The organism is Arcticibacterium sp. SM2516 (assembly GCF_057914865.1).
Window position 1 is genome coordinate 3797669 of record NZ_CP195290.1, and the last position, 21678, is coordinate 3819346.

Annotated in this window: 15 protein-coding genes; 6 read left to right on the top strand and 9 right to left on the bottom strand. The window is 38.5% G+C overall.

Translation table 11 applies throughout. The features are described from left to right. Positions 1-103: 103 nt before the first annotated feature. Positions 104-1591, top strand: a complete 1488-nt coding sequence (locus ACSBFT_RS15830; RefSeq protein WP_489601381.1) for an FG-GAP repeat domain-containing protein — start codon at positions 104-106, stop codon at positions 1589-1591. Here the strand turns inward: ACSBFT_RS15830 and ACSBFT_RS15835 are convergent. The 3 genes from ACSBFT_RS15835 to ACSBFT_RS15845 are packed head-to-tail and all read right to left on the bottom strand — an operon-like array spanning position 1581 to position 4964. Then, complete coding sequence (locus ACSBFT_RS15835; protein WP_489601383.1) at positions 1581-2000, bottom strand: DUF3995 domain-containing protein; 420 nt, start codon at positions 1998-2000, stop codon at positions 1581-1583. The genes ACSBFT_RS15830 and ACSBFT_RS15835 overlap by 11 nt on opposite strands. A gap of 7 nt (positions 2001-2007) precedes the next feature. Further along, a complete protein-coding gene (locus ACSBFT_RS15840) occupies positions 2008-3456 on the bottom strand; it encodes an outer membrane protein assembly factor BamB family protein (RefSeq protein ID WP_489601384.1) in 1449 nt (482 codons plus the stop codon). Then, complete coding sequence (locus tag ACSBFT_RS15845) at positions 3453-4964, bottom strand: sulfatase family protein (RefSeq protein WP_489601386.1); 1512 nt, start codon at positions 4962-4964, stop codon at positions 3453-3455. Before ACSBFT_RS15845 ends, ACSBFT_RS15840 begins: the two co-directional genes overlap by 4 nt. A 138-nt stretch (positions 4965-5102) precedes the next feature. Here ACSBFT_RS15845 and ACSBFT_RS15850 point away from each other — a divergent pair, with 138 nt between their 5' ends. Then, complete coding sequence (locus ACSBFT_RS15850) at positions 5103-8366, top strand: VCBS repeat-containing protein (protein ID WP_489601388.1); 3264 nt, start codon at positions 5103-5105, stop codon at positions 8364-8366. 407 nt (positions 8367-8773) lie between these two features. Here the strand turns inward: ACSBFT_RS15850 and ACSBFT_RS15855 are convergent, their stop codons facing one another. The 3 genes from ACSBFT_RS15855 to nhaD all read right to left on the bottom strand — a co-directional run bounded on the left by ACSBFT_RS15855 (position 8774) and on the right by nhaD (position 15107). Next, positions 8774-10324, bottom strand: a complete 1551-nt coding sequence (locus ACSBFT_RS15855) for a SusD/RagB family nutrient-binding outer membrane lipoprotein (RefSeq protein ID WP_489601389.1) — start codon at positions 10322-10324, stop codon at positions 8774-8776. A gap of 20 nt (positions 10325-10344) precedes the next feature. Further along, positions 10345-13506, bottom strand: a complete 3162-nt coding sequence (locus ACSBFT_RS15860; protein WP_489601390.1) for a SusC/RagA family TonB-linked outer membrane protein — start codon at positions 13504-13506, stop codon at positions 10345-10347. A gap of 335 nt (positions 13507-13841) precedes the next feature. Continuing rightward, positions 13842-15107: a sodium:proton antiporter NhaD gene (gene nhaD / locus ACSBFT_RS15865; RefSeq protein WP_463044728.1), complete on the bottom strand. Its 1266-nt coding sequence runs from the start codon at positions 15105-15107 to the stop codon at positions 13842-13844. A 197-nt stretch (positions 15108-15304) separates the two neighbouring features. Here nhaD and ACSBFT_RS15870 point away from each other — a divergent pair, with 197 nt between their 5' ends. The 3 genes from ACSBFT_RS15870 to ACSBFT_RS15880 all read left to right on the top strand — a co-directional run bounded on the left by ACSBFT_RS15870 (position 15305) and on the right by ACSBFT_RS15880 (position 19230). Continuing rightward, complete coding sequence (locus tag ACSBFT_RS15870; RefSeq protein WP_489601392.1) at positions 15305-16756, top strand: TolC family protein; 1452 nt, start codon at positions 15305-15307, stop codon at positions 16754-16756. 17 nt (positions 16757-16773) lie between these two features. Then, complete coding sequence (locus ACSBFT_RS15875) at positions 16774-18159, top strand: efflux RND transporter periplasmic adaptor subunit (RefSeq protein WP_463044726.1); 1386 nt, start codon at positions 16774-16776, stop codon at positions 18157-18159. Positions 18160-18240: 81 nt separating this feature from the next. Then, entirely contained in the window at positions 18241-19230 is a 990-nt protein-coding gene (locus tag ACSBFT_RS15880) for an NAD(P)H-dependent glycerol-3-phosphate dehydrogenase (protein ID WP_489601394.1), read from the top strand. A 3-nt stretch (positions 19231-19233) separates the two neighbouring features. On the opposite strand, the gene ACSBFT_RS15885 is transcribed toward ACSBFT_RS15880, so the two are convergent. The 3 genes from ACSBFT_RS15885 to greA all read right to left on the bottom strand — a co-directional run bounded on the left by ACSBFT_RS15885 (position 19234) and on the right by greA (position 20381). Then, positions 19234-19437: a dodecin family protein gene (locus tag ACSBFT_RS15885; RefSeq protein WP_463044724.1), complete on the bottom strand. Its 204-nt coding sequence runs from the start codon at positions 19435-19437 to the stop codon at positions 19234-19236. Positions 19438-19503: 66 nt separating this feature from the next. Then, entirely contained in the window at positions 19504-19893 is a 390-nt protein-coding gene (locus tag ACSBFT_RS15890; protein WP_463044723.1) for an HIT family protein, read from the bottom strand. Between the two features lie 14 nt (positions 19894-19907). Further along, positions 19908-20381: a transcription elongation factor GreA gene (greA, locus tag ACSBFT_RS15895; protein WP_463044722.1), complete on the bottom strand. Its 474-nt coding sequence runs from the start codon at positions 20379-20381 to the stop codon at positions 19908-19910. A gap of 279 nt (positions 20382-20660) precedes the next feature. Between greA and fmt the strand changes: the two genes are divergently transcribed. Beyond that, positions 20661-21605 carry a methionyl-tRNA formyltransferase gene (gene fmt / locus ACSBFT_RS15900; protein WP_489601395.1) on the top strand — a complete coding sequence of 315 codons (945 nt, stop codon included), beginning with the start codon at positions 20661-20663 and terminating at the stop codon, positions 21603-21605. Positions 21606-21678: the final 73 nt, after the last annotated feature.

The window sequence follows — 21678 nt, forward strand, 5'->3', positions numbered from 1 at the left end:
TTTTTTGAAAGCTTTTTAACTAAATCGCGTGCAATATTTTAAAAACTAATCAGGTAACTTGTACTGTTTAATGCGGACACCCAAAATTATTTCCAAAATCAAGATGACAAAATTATTTCCGATTACTTTAATTGTCCTTATTGGACTTTCCTGTTCATCAAAAAAAACGGAATTAACCTGGACTACAAACCTACCCGTCATAGGCTCTCAGTCTTCTCCTAAAACCGCTGACCTTAATAATGATGGGGTGCTAGACATTATTATAGGAGCGGGAAAAAATGAATACCAATCGTCCGACCAAGGAGTTTTAGCCCTAGATGGAAAAACAGGCGAAATAATCTGGAGTCACGCAACCATAGATCAAATATATGGCTCCGCCACACTACTTGATGTCAATGAAGATGGTGTAAAAGATGTTTTTATTGGCGGAAGGTCAAATCAGTTTTATGGGATAGACGGAAAAACGGGTGAGAACATCTGGAAATGGGCGTTCAAATATGACGATCACCCTAAATTAAAACACGCCAAATATAACTTTCAAAACGCGATCATCATCCCTGACCAAAACAATGATAACACCGAAGACCTACTTGTGGTGACAGGCGGTAACCCTAAAGCCGCACCAAACACCATGGAAAATAGGTATGCCGGTATCTTGATGATTTTGAACAGTAAAGATGGCAGTGTTATAGCCGCCGACACCATGCCAGACGGACTAGAATCTTATATGTCTCCACTGTATTTCAAACAACCTGACGGAAGTGAAAATATAGTATTTGGTACGGGTGGTGAAACCATCAATGGAAGCTTATACCTATGCTCCTTAAGCGACCTAAAAAACAACGACATCAGCCAATCAGAAATTATTTATTCAGACAGGACCGGTCATGGTTATATAGCTCCTTCTGTGGCTGTAGACTTGAACAATGACGGTTTTTATGACGTAGTATCTATTTCTCATGGCAGTAAAATTTCGGCCATTAATGGCAAAACTAAGAGACTGCTTTGGAGCCAAGAAATTCCAGATACAGAATCTAGTAATGGATTTGCCATTGGCAATTTTAATGGCGACCAAACGCCAGACCTTTTTACTTTTGTAAGTAAAGGTATTTGGCCCCAAAGTACAGGCTCTGTACAAATTATGCTAGATGGAAAAACCGGAAAAGTGGCATATACCAACACGCTTGGTTGCACTGGTTTTTCATCTCCAGTCATCTATGACCTCAATGATGACGGAACAGACGAAGCCATCATTAGCATCAATGAATATAACTGTGAACTTGGTTTTACTTCCCCAGAAGACATTGAAGTTTCGACCAAACTGCTAGCCATCGATTTCAAGAATCAAAGAGTTCAAGACATTGAAGAGCTTGGGAAATTTAAAAATATTTTCAGTACGCCTTGGATTGGCGACTTAGACCATGACGGCTATCTTGATATTATTCATTGTCAATACTTTAGTCCTAGTGCCAACCTTCTGGCTTTTCTAGGAATGCAGGTTAAAAGAATCAGTACTTCAGTTGAAATAAACGCTCCAATCCTATGGGGAGCATATATGGGAACAGATGGAAATGGTGTTTTTAAGCAATAAGATAATATCCGACTAAACTTAATATTAAACAAAGGGGAGAAAATAATTTAAGGTCCATATCTGAAAAGTTGGTTCCTCTCACTTTATGAAAGAAACCCACATATTTAAAGTCGCCAATGGCTCTGAATAAGAAAATAGTGCATATAACCCACCCACCATATTTATCAATGGACGTAGGTAGCTTAACAGTTATCAAACCTTGTTTTATTAAAAAATAAAGTCCAAAAATAAGGAGTCCTGATGCCACTATTAAACTGTCTATGGCTTTAGGATGAAGTACTTTCTCTCCCTTGTGATTGGTTGGAATGGCTACATCGAAGCCAAACTTTCCACCGAAAACCCAGTTAAAATGGATTCCGGACAAGATGATTAAAATACCAGATTCAAGAATTGTTAAAATCAACTTCATATTTTAATTATTTATACACCCCATCATAATCACTACCCATATACGCACCCCATTTTATAGGTTTTAAAATAGGTATCGAGGTTTTCAAACAATTTATTCTAAGACCATCAAAAGTATATGTTTGGTAGGCATTGGTGCCATGGCAGTATATAATTTCCAAGAAACCATCATCATCCAAATCTCCTACCAAAGGTGTAGAAGAAACATTATGACCTGGAATACCATCTACCAAGGGAAGTGCCATAGGCTGACTAAACTCTATGGCGTACAATGTACTATAAAAAGATTTTCGGCCCAAAGAGTCCAGAACTTGATAATCTACGCTCAATATCACTTCATCCAGACCGTCTCCTGTTATGTCAAAAGCTATTGGACTAGACGTTTGGTAATAACCTAGAGAGTCTAAATATTCCACCTGACCATTAGCTCCATTCACCATGGCCTGCATGGTCCAAGATAACTCCGGCCAAACACCTTGAGCGTAAGACACAAAAAAATCGGGAATATCGTCCGAATTAAACATGCCAATCGCCATGGAGCCATAAGACTCTGTATTTGGCAATCGCATTTGCCATAATTGGTCGTATGTTTTACCATCAAATGCCAATAATCTCCCATCCACAGAACTACTAACAATGTCTCTTATATCATCTTTATTAATATCTACCCAAGCTGGTGGAGAAATAAATCCTTTCTCAAAGCCATCTGCCAATTTTTTTGATGAGCTAAGATCCCCATTAAGAACCATTTCCAAAGTGCCCACAAATAAACTCCCCGGCGTTGTTTCCCCCCCCGTTCCAAAAATAATCTTAGATTTTACGGGGTCTTCAGCGTTTATCTCTACCACTGCAGACATATAAATTTCATGATGGTCTGGCATAGTCGCATCTGCCAAAAGTACTCCGGTTTTTGACGATATAATACACAGTCTGCCCTCCGCTCTATTATGGTCATGTGGCTTCACCATAATGTCCCCACCATTTGCAATCAAAATATCTGAAATTCCGTCGGCATCTACATCATGTATAAATTGCGGGTTATAAAAGTTAAACCAACGTTTGTCCCCATTTTCCGAATACTTTAACGTGTCAAAAGACCAAATTACCTCTCCTGTTTCTCCATTAATTGCCTTTAACTCTGATGAACGTCCACCCAGAAAGACATCCATAACACCATCCTGATCCACATCGTTTAAACCTGCCGATACAAAAATCTGGTCTTTGGCAGGTACCTTCCAGAGTAGCTTCCCAGTGACTCCATCCAGAGCTAGCATGGCGGTATCGCAAGCTTGAAACTCTAACCTACCAGCACCTATAATTATGTCCTTCACCCCATCTCTATTTAAATCTGTCAGCCTGGGTGAAGAAAAAGTACCCACGGTTGGCAAAACCGTTGTCCAAGATTCTTGCGAAAAAACCTGAAAAGGAATTAGAAATAGAAAAAATATAGTTCTCATTTATTCATCCAGTCCAAACCGGGCCAATTCTCACTTTTAACGTAGGCCTGTTTTTCACCAGTAGTGCTTCTTCCTTCCAGCACATATTGCTCTAATAAAGACCTCAGCTCCTCTACTTTTTCAGGATAATTTTCTACCAGATTTTTCCTTTCTCTTTCGTCTTCTTTTAGATTATACAATTGAAATGGATGGGTAGCATTTTGAACTTGCAATTCATTTTCATCACTTTTCCAGCCACCGCTACCAGAAGTTAAAATCAATTTCCAATCTCCTTTTCTTATGGCAAAAGAACCATCCATAGCATGATGTACGGTAGCCTCTCTAATGTTTTCAATAGAAGTACCTCCCATTAAAAGCGACGACAAATCATAACTATCTTCAGCCATGTCATCTCCTAAAGAAATATTCAATAATCCAGCACAAGTAGCCATAAAGTCTGTCAAACAAATGGTTTCATCTGAAATAGAGCTAGCCTTGATTTTGTTTGCCCATTTAGCAATGAAAGGAATTCTATGGCCTCCTTCATATATTTCAGCTTTATAACCCCGGTATTGCATGCTTGAAAAATGACCTTTGGTCTCCATTTCCTTTGTGCCCGCATACGGTGCACAACCATTATCAGAAGTGAAAATTATTAATGTGTTTTCATCTAAGCCGTTCGCTTTTAGGGCAGCAGTAACATTGCCAACTACTTCATCTACCATCATCACAAAATCGCCGTATTCGTTCAGACCACTTTTACCTTTATGCTTAGCATCTGGTAAAATAGGCGTATGCGGAGCGGCTAAGGATAAGTATAAAAAGAAAGGTTCGTCTTTGTTTTCATTGATATACTTTACCGCTTGTGCAGAAAAGTTTGGGAGCACCTCTTCATGAGAAAAATCAGACCCTGTAGCCCCTAAACGCCACCAGCCATATTCACTTTTATTCTCTGTTTCTTTATCTGGCTGTGCAGTTACCTTATTATTCTCCAAATAAACGTAAGGAGGAATATCGAGTGATGCAGGAATGATGTAAGAATAATCAAAACCGTACTGGTTAGGACCATTCCCTACTTTTTGAGCGAAATCCACTGGCCATTTACTGGTGCTATCTATAGCCCAGTCTAAACCCAAGTGCCATTTACCAATACATGCCGTTTTATAACCATTTTCTTTTAGCATCTGTGCCACTGTAACCCTGTCTGTCTCTATGATGGAAGAATCGTAACTCCATGTCACCCCTTTTTTCATAACGCCTCGCCAACTATAACGGCCTGTTAATACACCGTAACGCGTGGGTGTACAAACGGCTGAACCCGAATGGGCATCGGTAAAACGCATTCCTTCCTTACTTAAATTAGCAATATTGGCTGTTTGGAACTTAGCTTCGGAATTGTAAGCAGAAACATCGCCTATTCCCAAATCGTCCGTAAGAATATATATGATGTTAGGCTTTCTCTCTTCCTTACAAGAAACCGACATCCCCCCTATTAAAAATAAGGCGACCCAAAGATACTTTTTACACATTTTTTACCATTTTTAGTCTTCAAACTACACTTCAGCTAAACTAAGCTTTCCTTTACGTATCAGTCAAAATTAACTAAAAAACCTCCAATTTTTTAAACTAAATTTGACATACTGTAATTATCAAAAACCTAACCTTTAATGCGAGTTTTTCTCTTTTATATAGTTATTGCTGGTCAATTCCTTTCTTGTCAGAAATCAAGCGATAAACAAAAACTTTTTGAATTAAAAACGGCGGAAGAAACGGGTATTGACTTTATAAATGAGGTTAAAGAAACCAAGGAGTTTAATATTTTAACCTTTCGCAACTTCTATAATGGCGGCGGCGTGGCAGTGGGAGATATCAACAACGACGGCCTACCAGATCTTTACTTTACCGCCAACCAAAAGAAAAATAAACTTTATCTCAACAAAGGAAACTTCACTTTTGAAGACATTACAGAAACATCTGGAACTGGAGGCACTAAAGCCTGGAGCACTGGAGTGAGTATGACAGATGTCAATGCCGACGGATGGCTAGATATATATGTCTGTAACTCTGGAGATTTAGAGGGCGAACAAAAAGAAAATGAGCTATTCATTAATAATCAGGACGGCACATTTACAGAAATGGCGAAGGAATACAATCTCAATAACCGAGGATATGGCACACACGCCGCATTTTTCGATTATGATTTAGATGGTGATTTAGATTGTTATATTCTTAATAACAGCTTTAAAGAGCCAGACAGGATAGAACTATACCAGAGCATGAGAGATATTCCAGATCCTATTGGAGGCGATAGGCTCATGAGAAATGATGGCAATGTTTTTACCGATGTATCCAAAGAAGCTGGCATATATAGCAGTAAAATTGGTTTTGGCTTAGGTGTAGCCACCGGCGACTTAAACGGTGATTTCTTGCCTGATATATACATCAGCAACGATTTCTGGGAAAGAGATTATCTCTATCTCAATAACGGTGACGGCACGTTCACGGAAGACTTAAACAATAGAATCAATTATTGCTCTGTGTCAAGCATGGGTGCAGATATTGGTGATCTTAACGGCGATGGTTACCCAGAAATATTCACCACGGATATGCTTCCTGCCGACAATTACCGAATTAAAACAATGACCACTTTTGAACCCTTTCATCTAGAGGATTTGAAATACCGAGGTAACTACCATTACCAAATGATTCAAAATGGTCTTCAGCTAAACAATGGGAAAGCCGAATTTCAGGAAATAGCCTTACTAAGCGGCGTGTCTGCCACGGATTGGAGCTGGGGTGCTCTGTTTTTTGATTTTGATAATAATGGCATAAAAGACATTTTTGTAGCCAATGGGATTTATAAAGACATTATCTCAGGCGACTTTAGGGAATTTGTGGAAGAACCAGAAATCAGAAAAAGCTTGAACAATGGTGAAGCAGACAAAGATTTGACCAAGCTTACACAGCATATGCCATCCACACCTTTGATGAATTATGCTTTTGTGCAAAAATCCAATTTACAGTTTGAAAACGAAGCCGTCAATTTAGGGCTTGAGAAACCTTCTTTCAGCAATGGTTCCGTTTATGCCGATTTAGATAATGATGGCGATCTCGATTTGGTGGTAAACAATGTCAACATGCCGAGTTTTATATATGAAAATCACACTTCCGAGAATCATTATTTAAAAGTCAAATTTTCGGGTTCTTCGAAAAACCCATTTGGCATTGGAGCCAAAGTTGTGGTGGAAACTGAAAACCAAACACAGGTTTTAGAAAATTTCATCAATAGGGGTTTTGAAAGCAGTATAGAACCACAATTGCTCTTTGGTTTAGGTAAAACCACGTCGATTAAAAAAATAACCGTGATCTGGCCAGACAGAAAATTCCAGATTATGGAAAAGGTAAATGCCGACCAGTTATTGAATCTTAGCTATGAAAACGCCACCGGAATTTATAGCCATGAACAGTCAAAAATAGCACCTTGGTTTTCAGACATTACGGAGAAATTAATATCACCAGAGGCTGTTCATCACGAAAACAACTATAATGACTTCGATCACGAATATCTTTTACATCAAATGCTCTCCACAGAAGGTCCAAGATTAATCGCCGGTGATGCCAATGGTGACAAGCTTGAAGATTTTATATTATTAGGTGCAAAGGGAGACGATGACAAACTTTTTATCCAGCAAAAAAATGGTACTTTTAAATTTAAACCTTCAGTCAGTTTTGAAACAGATAAGGGCTTTGAAAGCACTTGTGGGTCTTTCTTAGATTATGACGCTGATGGCGACAATGATTTATTGATAGGTGCTGGAGGAAATGAATCTGGCGTAGACCAAATCAACTATATCGTAAGACTGTATATCAACGACGGTCAAGGGAACTTTACCGTTGACCCCAATCATATACCTCCTGTAGTAGGAAACTTTTCTACTTTAGAGGTAAGCGATTTTGACCAAGATGGCGATCCTGATTTCTTTTTAGGAGCAAGGGCGGTAGTTGGAAGTTACGGATTAAGCCCAAAAAGTTATTTATTCCGAAATGAGAATGGAGCTTGGGTAAGCCTTGCAGACCCAGAAATTACCCATTTAGGAATGGTTACCGACGCCGCATGGGAAGACATAGATTCAGATGGTGACAAAGACCTTATTGTGGTGGGCGACTGGATGCCCATCAAAATTTTCATGAATGAAAAAGGCAAATTATCTAAACCCATCCTAGTCCCAAATAGCACAGGCTGGTGGCAAAGAATAGAATCAAAAGATTTAGACAATGACGGAGACTTAGATTTCGTTCTCGGAAACTGGGGCCTTAACACCAAATTCCAAACATCGTCTCAACTTCCAATAGACCTACAAGTGGATGATTTGGACGGCAATGGGAAAACAGATTTTATCATTAACTGGAAAGCTCCTGGAAATAACGAACTATATCCGTTTGCCTCAAAGATGGAAATCACCACTCAGATTCCTTCCTTAAAGAAAAAGAACATCAAGTTCGCGGCATTTGCCAATATGAAATATGCGGATTTTGTCACAAATCCAGACCATAACAGCAAGCTCTCCTTAAAAGCGGAAAACCTAAAGACAGGCATCCTTTGGAATGAAAATGGTCAGTTTAAATTTCAAGCATTGCCTTTAGAAGCCCAAGTTTCACCCGTTTTTGGTATTTCCGTTGCCGACTTTAACCATGATGGCATAATGGACATTTGGCTCGGAGGTAATTTTTACGGTTTAAAACCGCAGCTCGGTCGTCACGATGCCAGCCGTGGCGTTTTACTCAAAGGTATGGGTAATAAGACTTTCCTTCCTATGACCAACCAAGAAGCAGGAATTGACATAAAAGGTCAAATCCGTGATGTATTAACTTTCGGTAATAAAATGATTGTAGCCAGAAACAATGCTGGAGTCAAAGCTTATTCGTTTTAAGTCTAATTCAAGTTAAATAAAACAGCAAAACTAAAGCCATTTAGTCTCTAGATATCGTCATTATCTTACCTTTCAACCTCTCTCAAATTTAACCCGGTTTGTGCATTGGAGAATCGTAATGAGTAGTTAAAGTGGAATAAAGCAGACATTTAAACGAAATTAGCATAGCGTTTACCCTGAGCTTTTTGTCGAAGGGTTCTAGTGATTGAGTTTAAATGGATTTACGAAATGATTTTAAGCAATTTAGCTACGGTCCCGATAGCTATCTGGAGAGTTTCTAATGCATAAAGCGGGTTTAACTCTGTTTCAACTTTACCTAAAAGGTTAGGTGTAAGAATACTCTGAAAATAAAACAAAAAGGGAGCCAAGTAATGGCCCCCTTTTCGAAATTTATCAAAATTTAAAACTTACTTAACATCCCACCAAACACGAGTAGTATACTCATTTGGTAGTGTAGCACCTGATTGGAAATTATCTGCGTTGGTAGATAATTCACTATTTGGAATTCTCAATTTACGAGGAATCGTTCCATTAGTAATGTTACCTAGATAGTTCACCGGAGTTAATTTAGGGAAACCAGTTCTTTTCCAGTCCGCCCATGCTTCCCACCAGTTGAAGAATTTACTTACCCACATTTGCTCACCTATAGACTCTAAACCATTATAAGGGTTAGCCACTACATAAGCATTTGCCGCAGCATCAGAAACTACAAATGAAGCATCATAATGATCATACTGCTGAATAGCAGCTTTTACTCCTTTAGCATAATGTCCTGCAGCATCAGTAGCACCAGCAATTCCTCTCGCAGCAGCTTCTGCAAGCAAAAACTCTACTTCAGAATAGTTCATGAAAACATAATCCTCATCATCTTGTAACAATAAAGGATTAATAACAGAAAACTCTTCCATTGGATTTGCTCCCGTCTTTCCTAAGAAATCTTGAAGCGTACCTGTATCTAATCCATTAGGTAGACCTTTTTGTGCCGCAGCTTCCTTATTTCTTGCTCCTGCCTTTCCAACTCCTCCACTTAAAATCATCAAACGTGGGTCATTTTTGGTCTTTAACCAGTTAACCAACCTTGCACTCAAAGGAGAGGGCTGACCACCATCACCATCTGCAAAAGCTCTAGAAATACCATTTTGATTAGTCCATTCACTTGGTCCTAAAGCGGTATGTATTCTAGCTCTGTCAGAATTAGACGTCATAAGACCACCAGCTATCGCTTGTGTAGCGTATTTGGTAGTGGCAGCCGCGTCTACATTAGAAACACGCATCGCCATTCTTAATAATAGAGAGTTTCCAAATTTCTTCCATTTAGCAATGTCTCCATCATAAAACAAATCTGCTTTTGCGAAACCGGCATCTGGTGCACTTGCACTTAAAGCGGTAGTAGCCTCAGAAACCTCTTTCAAGAGATCCGCATAAATAGTTTCCTGCTTATCAAATTTAGGAAAGAAGATTCCGGCCGACTTGCCTTTTGAAGCCTCAGAATAAGGAATATTTCCATAATAATCAGTCAATCTCATGAAGTTATACGCCTTCAGAATTCTAGCCGCTTGATGCAGATTTGCTCTTTGACCTTCCTGAAAACCTCCAGGCCCCGTTTGAATTATAATCTCACCCAGATTTTGTAAAGGTCCATTATAAAGAAAATCCCAAGGTGCAGAATTTACCTCAGCGTTGTCGGTGTATTTATCACCTGGAGCTATACCACCGCCAACATTGGCAATTTGCTGTATGGCATGGGCAAACATTCCCATGTTGGTACGCCAGTCAATATATCTATTATCACCTCGGTCTCCGCCAGAAGCAGTACCCAACTGAGCTGATGTAAACAAGAAGTTCATGTCGATCTCGTTTATTGCTTGTGGGTTGATATTTAATTTCACCAAATCATCTTGATTACAACTTGTGTTAATCAAAAGAAGTGAAAAGAAGCATAATACTATTTTTTTCATCTTATTTTCAAAGTTTTAGATTAATACGTAATGTTCAAACTTACACCGTAAGTTCTAGTGGCAGGAAGAGCAAAATACTCTAGCCCTTGAGCACCACCTACACTTGAATAACTAGATTCTGGGTCTATATTAGGTATGTTCTTATAAAGAACAGCCAAATTTCTACCAACAAAAGAAAGACTAATGGCTTGAAATGGAGTCTTAGATATCACTTCTCTTGGTAATTTATATCCAAATACCAATTGACGAAGTTTCACAAAACTTGCATCATATATATATGCCAGAGCATTTCTACTTCCCAAATTATTCCAATAAGCACTTGCTTGCTGTGGCGTCAATGTTAAATTCAAAGGCTCTCCATTTTGAGTAACACCAGAAACCGTAAGAGGAGCTTGACCTTCTCTTCCTTGAAGAGAATTCTGAGAGAAACCCCACTGATCCAGAGATTGGTTGGTTCCAGAATGAATCTCACCCCCAATTTTAGTGTCAATTAAGAAACTTAAATTGAAGCCTTTATACGCAAAGTTATTATTAAGACCTCCAGTTAATTTAGCAACAGATTGGCCAATTTCATTATAAACATCATCTCTTACAGGAAGTCCTTCGGCTGTAAATACAGGTTGTCCATTTATCATTTTTTGCGTTATACCAGTAATTACACCATAAGGCTGTCCTACGATGTGCTTGATACGAGAAGTTTGCGTTCTAGACTCCTCAAAAGATAGCTCCGTAGAACCTTCAATTAAACTCACAACCTCATTTTTATTTGTTGCAAAATTCAATGAAATATCCCAAGAAAAATCAGTTTTTCTAATTGGCGAAGCTGTAAATAAGAATTCAAATCCTTTATTTGTCAACTCACCAACGTTCACAGTCGTAGAATTAAATCCAGAAGATGTTGCAATTGACGCATTAAGGATATCATTGGTTGTCTTTTGGTCATAATAACCTAGATCTAAACCAAAACGCCCATTAAGAAAACGTAAATCTAAACCAACTTCCATTTCAGTAGATAAAGCTGGATTAACAAATGGGTTAGCAATAGTTCCACTATTTGCAAACCTCGCCATGTTTCTTTCCAAGTGAGGATTACTACTCAATCCATAAGGTTGAGTGGTTTGATAAGCCCCTAAAGAACCTGTTAAACCTACCTGAGCCCAAGAAGCTCTCAATTTTCCAAAACTCATCCAAGAAGGCATTGCATCCACAAATGCATCACTAAACACAAAACTACCTCCTACAGAAGGATAAAGAATATCCTTACCATTTAAGATAGAGAACTTATCTTGTCTAGCTGTAGCTGTTAAGAACAAATAATTATCGTATCCAACTTCCGCAGAACCAAAAACAGAATTAATACCAGACTCTGAGAATCCGTAACCAAAGTTTCTGTTATTAGCGGAATTCAAAGAATGGAAGAAAGGTACTGAGAAACCGTTTCCACTAGCACTGATTTGCTCGTACTTACTATACTGCTTATTTCCACCAACAAAAGCGTTTACGGATATTTTTCCAAAAACATCATCATAACCAATCATGGCATCAATGTTATTTTCTTGGCGATTTTGGAAAGACTCACCAATACTACCACCTTGAGCGTATCCAGTTCCTTGAGGAGTTAAACCTTCGCCTTTTGTATAATAAAAGTCAGTGCTTAACCTACCTTGAACATACAAGAAATCTGTAATGTCATATCTTACCTGACCAGAGGCCGTTACACGATCTCTTACCGTAGTATTATTATATTGATAAGCCGACCAATACGCATTGGAACCCCAGAAATTAGAATAGTTTGACAGCATTTCATCGCCAGCCTCTCTTCCGCCGGCAGAATAAACATTGGCCGCTAAACCATCAGGTAGTGCACCCGGCTTATTCGGGTCTCCTTTAGTGTCTTCTATGTTAACATTACCAGGAAGTCTCCAAACAGCCTCATTAGAGTTACCAGGCGAATCTGATACTTTAGGTCTATTCTTTGCATTCTCTTTAGAGTAAAGAATCTTACCAGAAACAGTCAATTTTTTGCCAAATTTAGAATTGGTAGCAAATGAAATATTAGTTCTATCAAAACCAGCATTAGGTACAATACTAGTTGAACGTAAATCTGCTAAAGATAATCTAAAGTTTTGCTGACCGTTTCCGCCACTTAAAGCAACAGAATTTGTCAAAGCACCTCCAGTTTCATAAAATCTGTCAAAGTTATTTCCTGCATAGCTGTAAGGCCTAGTTTCTCCAAACACAGTAGGAATTTGGCTTCCATCAAATTTAGGACCCCAGCCTTGAAGTCCCCAATCACTCGCCTGCTGCATACTAGTAGGCTTAGTAGCCACGCCATTTACATAAGCACCTTGACCAAATTGATTTTGTAATTCTGACTGATCGTTGATAGCTTCCGCTACGTAATTCAAACCATATTCAACACCAAGGCCTTTTCTTTTGGTTCCTTTTTTAGTTGTTACGTTAATTACACCATTACCACCTCTAGAACCATAAAGGGCTGCAGCATTGGCTCCTTTCAATACCGTAATAGACTCAATGTCATCCGGGTTTAAGCTAGACAGACCATCTCCGCCATCTGAACCACCCCACATACCAGCATTACCATTTTGGCTATTATCCATAGGTACACCATCAATTACATAAAGCGGCTGGTTTTGACCTCCAAGCGTTTTATTTCCTCGAATAATAATTCTAGAAGAACCTCCAGGACCAGTAGATGGTGCAGAAACGTTCACACCAGCAATTCTACCAGAAAGTGAATTTCCTAAATTGTTTTCACGTGCTTTAGTGAAATTCTCTCCACTTACTTCTGTAACGGAATACTGAAGAGCTCTCTTATCACGTGCCACACCTAAGGCTGTTACCACTACCTCTCCTAAAGCATTGTTGTCAGGTGCTAATGTTACATTGATCACGTTTGAATTAGCCACGGTTATACTTTGCGACTCAAACCCGATATAACTGTAAGTAAGTAACTCACCCTTCTTGACAGAAATAGTATAATTTCCGCCATCATTGGTAACGGTACCATTCGTAGTACCTTTTACAGTTACGTTCACCCCATATAGAGGAGAACCATCATCCTCCACCACTTTCCCTGTAATACTTACGGTCTGAGCCATAGAGTAAAACGAGATCAAGGTGAGGCTAAAAACTTTCCATATAGATAGTTTTTTTCTCATAGAATTAAGATTTTAAATAGTTGAAAAATTTGATAAAGAAAAAGGAATTAGGGGTTACTGTAGTTTATTTCGTTAGGGTTATGAAGTAAACCTACATCAGCAAAGGTAAATAAAAACGCATTATAGTACCATTTAATCAGACAAATGATTTTAGCACTATTTTATCCGATTATATTACTAAGGCATGCAAAAAAGAAAAACGGAACTCATCACTAAGGTGACAAGATCCGTTTTCAATACACGAACCAACTGAAAAAGAGCTACTAAATAAATATAATAGTTAATTAACCTATACTAACTTTTAATCAAAAAAAGACTATAAATAAAACGTGAGGCTAAAATAACAGAAGATACATACCAATACCCGCGAAATATCCTATCAGAGCTAACCATGAAATTTTCTTTACATACCAGAAGAAATTTATTTTCTCCATGCCCATAGCAGCTACCCCAGCGGCAGAACCTATAATAAGTGCACTTCCACCTGTACCTGCACAGTATGCCAATAACTCCCAGAAAGAATCATCCATTGGGTATGTAGCCAAATCATACATTCCCATAGAAGCCGCTACCAAAGGAACGTTATCTACAATGGAAGAAAACAAACCAATAAGAACCACAGTTATCGTTTGGTTTCCTATTGTTTCTGTTAACCAACCCGCTAAACCTGATAAAACACCTTCCGTTTGCAAAGCAGACACCGCCAAAAGAATTCCCAAGAAAAAGAGTACACTCGGCATATCTACTTTTTCTAATGCCTTATAAACAGAGTAATTCTTTCTAAAGTGCTCATTCTTATCTTTCAAAATAAGCTCAGTAACTAACCAAATTACTCCTAAAGCCAACATCATACCCATAAATGGCGGAAGATGTGTCACCGTTTTAAAAAGTGGTACAGAAAGTAATCCACCGATACCCACACAGAAAATAATAAGCTTCTCGCCTTTAGAATGGTAAATTTCACCATCAGAAATAAAGGACTTCTTAGGTAAATCACCTTTTAGCGACGGCATAATAGCCAAAACTGGTACTAGCATACAAACTAAACTTGGCAGAATCAGTTTATAAATAATATTACCCGCACTAATCTGTCCACCTATCCATAGCATGGTGGTAGTTACATCACCCATCGGAGACCAAGCTCCTCCAGCGTTTGCCGCTACCACAATAAGACCCACAAAAATCATCCTGGTTTCAGCCTTGTCAATTATCTTCCTCATTAATGTCACCATCACTATAGTAGTAGTAAGGTTATCCAAAAGAGCAGACAAGAAAAACGTTAGGATACATATAATCCACATCAGCTTAGTCTGGCTTCTGGTATTAATTCTATCGGTGATAATATCAAAGCCATCATAGGTGTCAATAAGCTCCACAATGGTCATGGCTCCCATTAAAAAAAACAGGATACTGGCTATCTCACTTAAGTGATGTAAAAGTTCTTCATTTAAATGTACCGGGTCGTGAGACATGAAAGCCACCACTGTCCAGCAAAGTGCTCCCGTAAGCAACGCGGAAGCCGATTTATCTATAGAAATATTGTGTTCTAGCACAATTCCTACATAGCCTATAATAAAAACTAGAATTAAAAGAGTAGTCATAGAATATTTATTTGTTCAAATCAAAACGTGACAAAAATAGCCATCAAAACAGCCTATCCAAACAAAATTTTGAGTATTATCATCAACCTAAATATTCAAAATTGCCCTTTTCATTTAGTCAATCTGCCGCTTATCCTATTCCACCTATAGGAATAAACAATGTTTACTAACATTGTCACTGCAAACAGACGACACGGATGAATTATAGATTTTTTTTTATTCTTTTACTAGCAGCGTTCAGTTCCAAGGCTCAGACCAAACTCTCTGGAGCCAATGATTCCAAAACCTATTCACTTTATAACTGCATAGATTACGCTTTAGAACATAATATTACTTTAAGACAAAACCAGCTAGCCATAGAAAGCAGTATAGTTAGGCTAAATCAATCCAAAGCAAACATTCTTCCAAGCATAAATGGACAGTTTAACGCCAACACCAATTTTGGTAGGAACATTGACCCTTTTTCAAATGATGTAGTAACCAGCACCATCGGAACCAACTCTCTGGGAGCAACCGCTGGCATGATACTTTATAACGGGTATAGATTAAAAAATACTATTCTTAGGAGTGAGATGGACTTGGAGGCTGCCAAACTGGACGTGGAGACTCAAAAGAACAATATCTCTCTTCAAATAGCAGTATCCTATCTAAATGTACTGTCTTCAGAAGATATGATAGAAGTGGCTCGTCAAAACGTGATTGTCAGCCAGCTTCAATTAGACCGCACCTCCAAATTGGTACAAGCAGGGGCATTGCCAGAAACTAATATGTTTAACCTAAACGCCCAGTTAGCCAACGACGAACTGCAACTGGTCAATGCAGAAAATGCACGACAGTCTAACATCCTAACGCTTAAGCAAAATATGAACCTAACAGGAGACCAAGAGCTTCAGGTAGAAAGAGTAGACCTGCCAAGTCCTTCACTACAGCTATATCCTGAAACCCCCACAGAAGTTTATGAAGCCGCCATAAATTATCTCCCAGAGGTAAAATCATCCGTTATGGGAGAAAAAATGGCAGAGGTTAATATTCAGATAGCCAAGTCCGTTGGCTTACCAAGCTTAAGAGCTAATTTGGGATGGGGGTCTTCTTACTCCACAATTGCCAAAAACATCTTACCAGGTGAAACTACCTATAAACCAACGGCTGTTACGGCAGAATTTGAAGGGCAAACCATTCCTTTCATCGTCAATTTCCCTCAGCAGGGGTTTGTAAGAGAGAGCATCCCTTACTTCAACCAAATAAACAACAATCAAAATGTCTACATCGGTGTTTCTGCTCAGATTCCTATTTTTAATGGATTCAACAAGAAATACCAAACACAGTCCGCCGAAATTCAGAAGTTACAATCTAAACTCAATACTGAAATCACCAAAGTGACCATTAGGCAAAATATAGACCAAGCCTACATTAATATGCTCAACGCGTCAAAAAGTTACAGTGCCAATAGAGTTCAAGTAAACGCTCTTGAAAAAGCATTTGAAGCTGCAGAAGCTAGCTATAATGCCGGTGCATCAAATTTTGTAGATTACAATTTAGCCAAAACCAATTTAGACAGAGCCTTAGCCAATCAAATACAAGCTAAATACGATTACATTTTTAAGATTAAAATCTTAGATTTTTATCAAAACAAACCACTAGAATTCTGATATAAAAACGAAAAGTAATGAATAAGAAATCGAATAAAATATGGTGGATAGTAGGGATTATTGCCCTAATTTTTATAGCCTTACTATTCCTCGCGAAGCAAAAAGGATGGATAGGACAAGAAAAACCCACTGAAGTAGAATTTACTACAGTCACCACATCCGATTTGACAGAAACCGTTTCTGCTTCTGGAAAAATCCAACCAGAATTAGAAGTTTCCATCACTCCTGATGTTCCTGGCGAAATCATTGGCCTGTACATTGAAGAAGGAGACTCCGTCAGAAAAGGACAGTTACTGCTTAAAATACAACCGGAAAACTACATTTCTGTGGTTGAAAGATTTAGGGCTGGGGTGAATCAATCTAAAGCTTCTGCAGAACAGTCAAAATCTCAGATAGCACGAGCCGAGTCTCAACTTTTAAGAGCCGAATTGGACTTTAAAAGACAAAAGCAGTTGTTTGACGACAAAGTGGTCTCTCGCTCAGACTATGAAATCTCAGAGACCAACTTCCGAGTGGCAAAACAAGATTTAGAAGCCGCTAAAGCCAGTTATGAAGCCGCTAAGTATGGTATTAAAAGTGCTGAGGCCAACCTCAAAGATGCTTCTGAAAACCTTAGAAAAACCAATATTTATGCCCCAATGAACGGTATAGTTTCAAAATTAGTGGTGGAGCTTGGAGAAAGAGTGGTGGGTACATCTCAAATGGCAGGGACAGAAATGCTAAGAATTGCGAACTTGAACAACATGGAGGTTCGTGTCAATGTTAACGAAAACGACATTGTAAGAGTAAGTCAAGAAGATAAAGTGGTGATTGATGTAGATGCCTACAGTGCTGACGACAAACAATTTATGGGCGTAATAACGCACATAGCCAATACCGCGAATGGCTCTGGTGGCTCACTGGCCGCGAATGCCAATTCTACGGAAGCAGTAACCGAGTTTGAAGTAAGAATAAACATATTACCCTCTTCTTATAAAGAGTTGCTCTCAAGGAGTAGATATCCTTTTAAACCGGGTATGACCGCCACAGTAGATATCATCACGGAAACTAAAACAAATGTTATCTCTGTGCCCATTTCGGCCGTAACCACAAGAAGTGGTGATGAAAAAGACACGGAGGAAAAAGAAAATAAAGATAACGGTATGAACTTAGGAGCTAAAGAAGAAATCATAGCTTCAAAAGAAAAGCTTAAGGAGATTGTTTTCATCAACGACAATGGTGTTGCTAAAATAAGAGAAGTAAAAACAGGAATTACAGATACCCAAGCAGGTACCATAGAGGTAATAGAAGGCCTAAAGGCAGGAGACATTATCATTTCTGGCCCTTTTGTAGAAGTTTCTAAACGCCTGAAAGAAGGAGACCGCGTTACTGAAAAGAAAAAACAAGACAAGAAAGAAGATTAAAAGCGTCACTTATTGGCTAATTTGAAAAAGAGAAGACCGTCAGTCTTCTCTTTTTCGTTATCTAAGAAATATATTTGCTTTATGAAAGTTACAGTCATAGGAGGAGGAAGCTGGGCCACGGCATTGGTTAAAATATTAAGTGAGAATAGTAAAATCAAGATAAAGTGGTGGATGAGAAGCCACGAAGCTGTAGAGCATATCAAAAAACACCATCACAATCCTAAATATCTTAGCAGTATAGAGTTTCACCCTTCAAAGGTAAAGCCGTACATAAACCTAAAAGAAGCTCTCAAAAATACTGAGTGGGTTATTTTAGCCATTCCAGCGGCATTTCTTGCCGAGGCCATTTCTAGTGTAAAAAAGAGTGATTTCGAAGGGAAGTATATGGTATCTGCCGTAAAAGGAATGATTCCAAAAAGCAATGAACTCATCTCTGATTTCTTACTCAACAGCTATGACATCCCTCTTATTCGTCAGTGTGCTATAGCGGGACCTTGTCATGCAGAGGAAGTTGCTTCAGAAAAACAATCTTACCTAACCATAGCTGCACCAGATTTAGAAGTGGGTCAGAAGTTCGCTGAAATTCTAGCCTGCAGATATGTCAATACCTCAGCTATAACAGATTTATACGGGGTAGAACTTTCAGCAGTAATGAAAAACATTGTGGCTCTTGCCTGCGGAATCACACATGGGCTGGGGGCCGGGGATAATTTCCAAGCGGTTATGGTGTCAAATGCCATGCTGGAAATCAAACGCTTTGTCAGTTTACTTGCCCCATTAGAAAGAGAACTTATTTCCTCAGCATATCTAGGTGATCTTTTAGTAACAGCCTACTCTCAGTTTAGTAGAAACAGAACCTTTGGAGGTATGATTGGTAGAGGATACCGCGTAAAAACCGCTCAAATGGAAATGAATATGGTGGCTGAAGGGTATTATGCCGTCAAAAGTATTTACGAAATCAACAAAAAAATTAAGGCTTATATGCCCATCGTAGATTTTACCTACGCTGCCTTATACGAAAAAAACTCCCTAAAAAAGGAGTTTAATTCATTGAAAACCAAGCTTTCTTAATGCCTAGGCGTCTACTCTAAAAGACAGTTTGCATATACATCCGTAGGTAGTCACTTTACCATCCTGCACATGTGCTTTAATATCTTGCACATAAACTGAATCTATATTATGAATAGATTTTGATGCTGAAGTGACTGCATTTTGAATGGCATCTTCTATGCTTATTTCCGAAGATGCTATGAGTTCAATTACTTTAACGATTGCCATAATATTTTAAATTTTATAGTTTGTTTATTGACCTAAAAGGTAAGGATAATCTATGGATAATACCAGTTAAAGTAAACCTCGAATTGAAGCAGAAATCTCAGAAAGTTCTTGATCAGAAATCTTTATTTTGTGATTAAAATCAATGTCCGCCATGCTATTTAAAGGAATTAGATGAACATGTGCATGTGGCACTTCAAGGCCAATCACCGCCACTCCTATTCTTTTACAAGGTACGGCTCCTTTAAGAGCTGAAGTCAAACTCTTCGCAAAAGCCATTAAACCCAGATACAAATCATCGTCGAGGTCAAAAATGTAATCTACCTCCTTTTTAGGAATCACTAAAGTATGACCTTTAGCACATGGAAAAACATCTAAAAAAGCCAAGAAATCTTCCGTCTCTGCAATTTTATGACAAGGTATTTCACCACTAATAATTTTTGAAAATATAGACGCCATTGTTGATAACTTGATTACATGGTTATTTCTACTACTTCTACTTCCACCACACCTGCTGGAGCCTGAATCTCTGCTTTATCTCCCACAGCTTTACCTAAAAGCCCTTTTGCAAAAGGAGAATTAATAGAAATCTTCCCTTGCTTTAAATCTGCTTCTTCCTCTGCCACCAAAGTGTAAGTCATTTTGGCCCCATTCTTTAAGTTCTTTATGGTCACTTTGTTCAATAATGAAACCTTTGAATTGTCAATGGTAGACTCATCCAAAATTCTCGCTACAGACATCAGCGTTTCCAATTTTGATATCTCAGATTCCATATGACCCTGTGCATCTTTGGCTGCATCATATTCAGCATTCTCAGATAAATCTCCTTTATCTCTTGCTTCAGAAATTTGAGCGGCTATGTCTTGTCTTCCTTTTCCTTTTAAATAAGCGAGCTTATTCTTAAGGTTCTCATAACCCTCTTTGGTATAGTATTGATATTTTGACATATATATAAAATTTTACTAGTGTTATTAAAAAAAAATTGCCCGCCTTCACAGGTGGGTAAAAAAAAAGAACGGCGTAAATCTTACCGTTCCAAACAAACAAATTTTGTATTCTGGAAACTAGTTCAGAGTCGCTCTTTAAATATTATTATTTTTTGTTCTTTCCTCATTTTCAAAATTTTCATTTCAAAACTACAAATTATTCTCGGTAAATCAACAGGTAGACCACATTTCAAATTTCATTTTTTCTAGCTTTGTAGACTTATCCAAAAGAAAACAAGCATGAGAATCATATTTATGGGTACACCCGACTTTGCGGTAGAAAGCCTCAAGGTTTTAGTAGAATCTGATCTTCAGGTTGTTGCGGTGCTAACAGCACCCGACAAACCCGCAGGAAGAGGGAAAAAACTACAGCAATCGCCTGTAAAAACTTACGCACTTTCTCAGAACATTCCAGTCCTACAACCACCCAAGTTAAAAAACGCTGAATTTATAGAAGAATTAAAAAGCTACAAAGCAGACCTTCAAGTTGTGGTGGCTTTCAGAATGCTTCCTGAAGTGGTTTGGGCTATGCCGACATCAGGTACCATTAACCTACATGGCTCTTTACTTCCTCAGTACAGAGGGGCAGCACCTATAAATTGGGCCGTTATTAATGGTGAAACCCAAACTGGCGTCACCACCTTTTTTATTGAAAAAGAAATTGATACCGGAAAAATCATATTCCAAGAGACCATTGACATTTCAGCAAACGACAATGCAGGCAGCGTTCATGATAAACTTATGCAGTTAGGCGGCCAACTGGTGCTAAAAACCGTAAAGGCCATTGAAAACAATGACTACCCACAGATAGAACAAGAGGAGTTTGAGCAATTGAAGTCTGCCCCTAAAATATTTAAAGAAGACTGCCAAATAGACTGGTCTATGACTTCTAAAGAAGTATATGATTTTATACGTGGCCTTAGCCCCTATCCTGGAGCTTGGACAAATTTCCAGTCCAACGAAACCGATACCATTGGCTCTTTAAAAATATTTGATTCTATCATCATAGAGCGTAACGACAAAGAAACATCAGGCCAGATACATACCGACAATAAGTCTTTTATAGAAGTTTCAACCGCGGATGGCAGGATAGGGCTCCTCAATCTTCAAATTCCTGGCAAAAAAAGACTAAAAATTGATGAGCTTTTAAGAGGATACGACGCCTCAAACATTAAGCTATCGTAATGAGAGCAAGAAGTTTACACGGATAGTGAATACACAAGTAATTGCACAATGCCAATCAATTATTTAACTATCA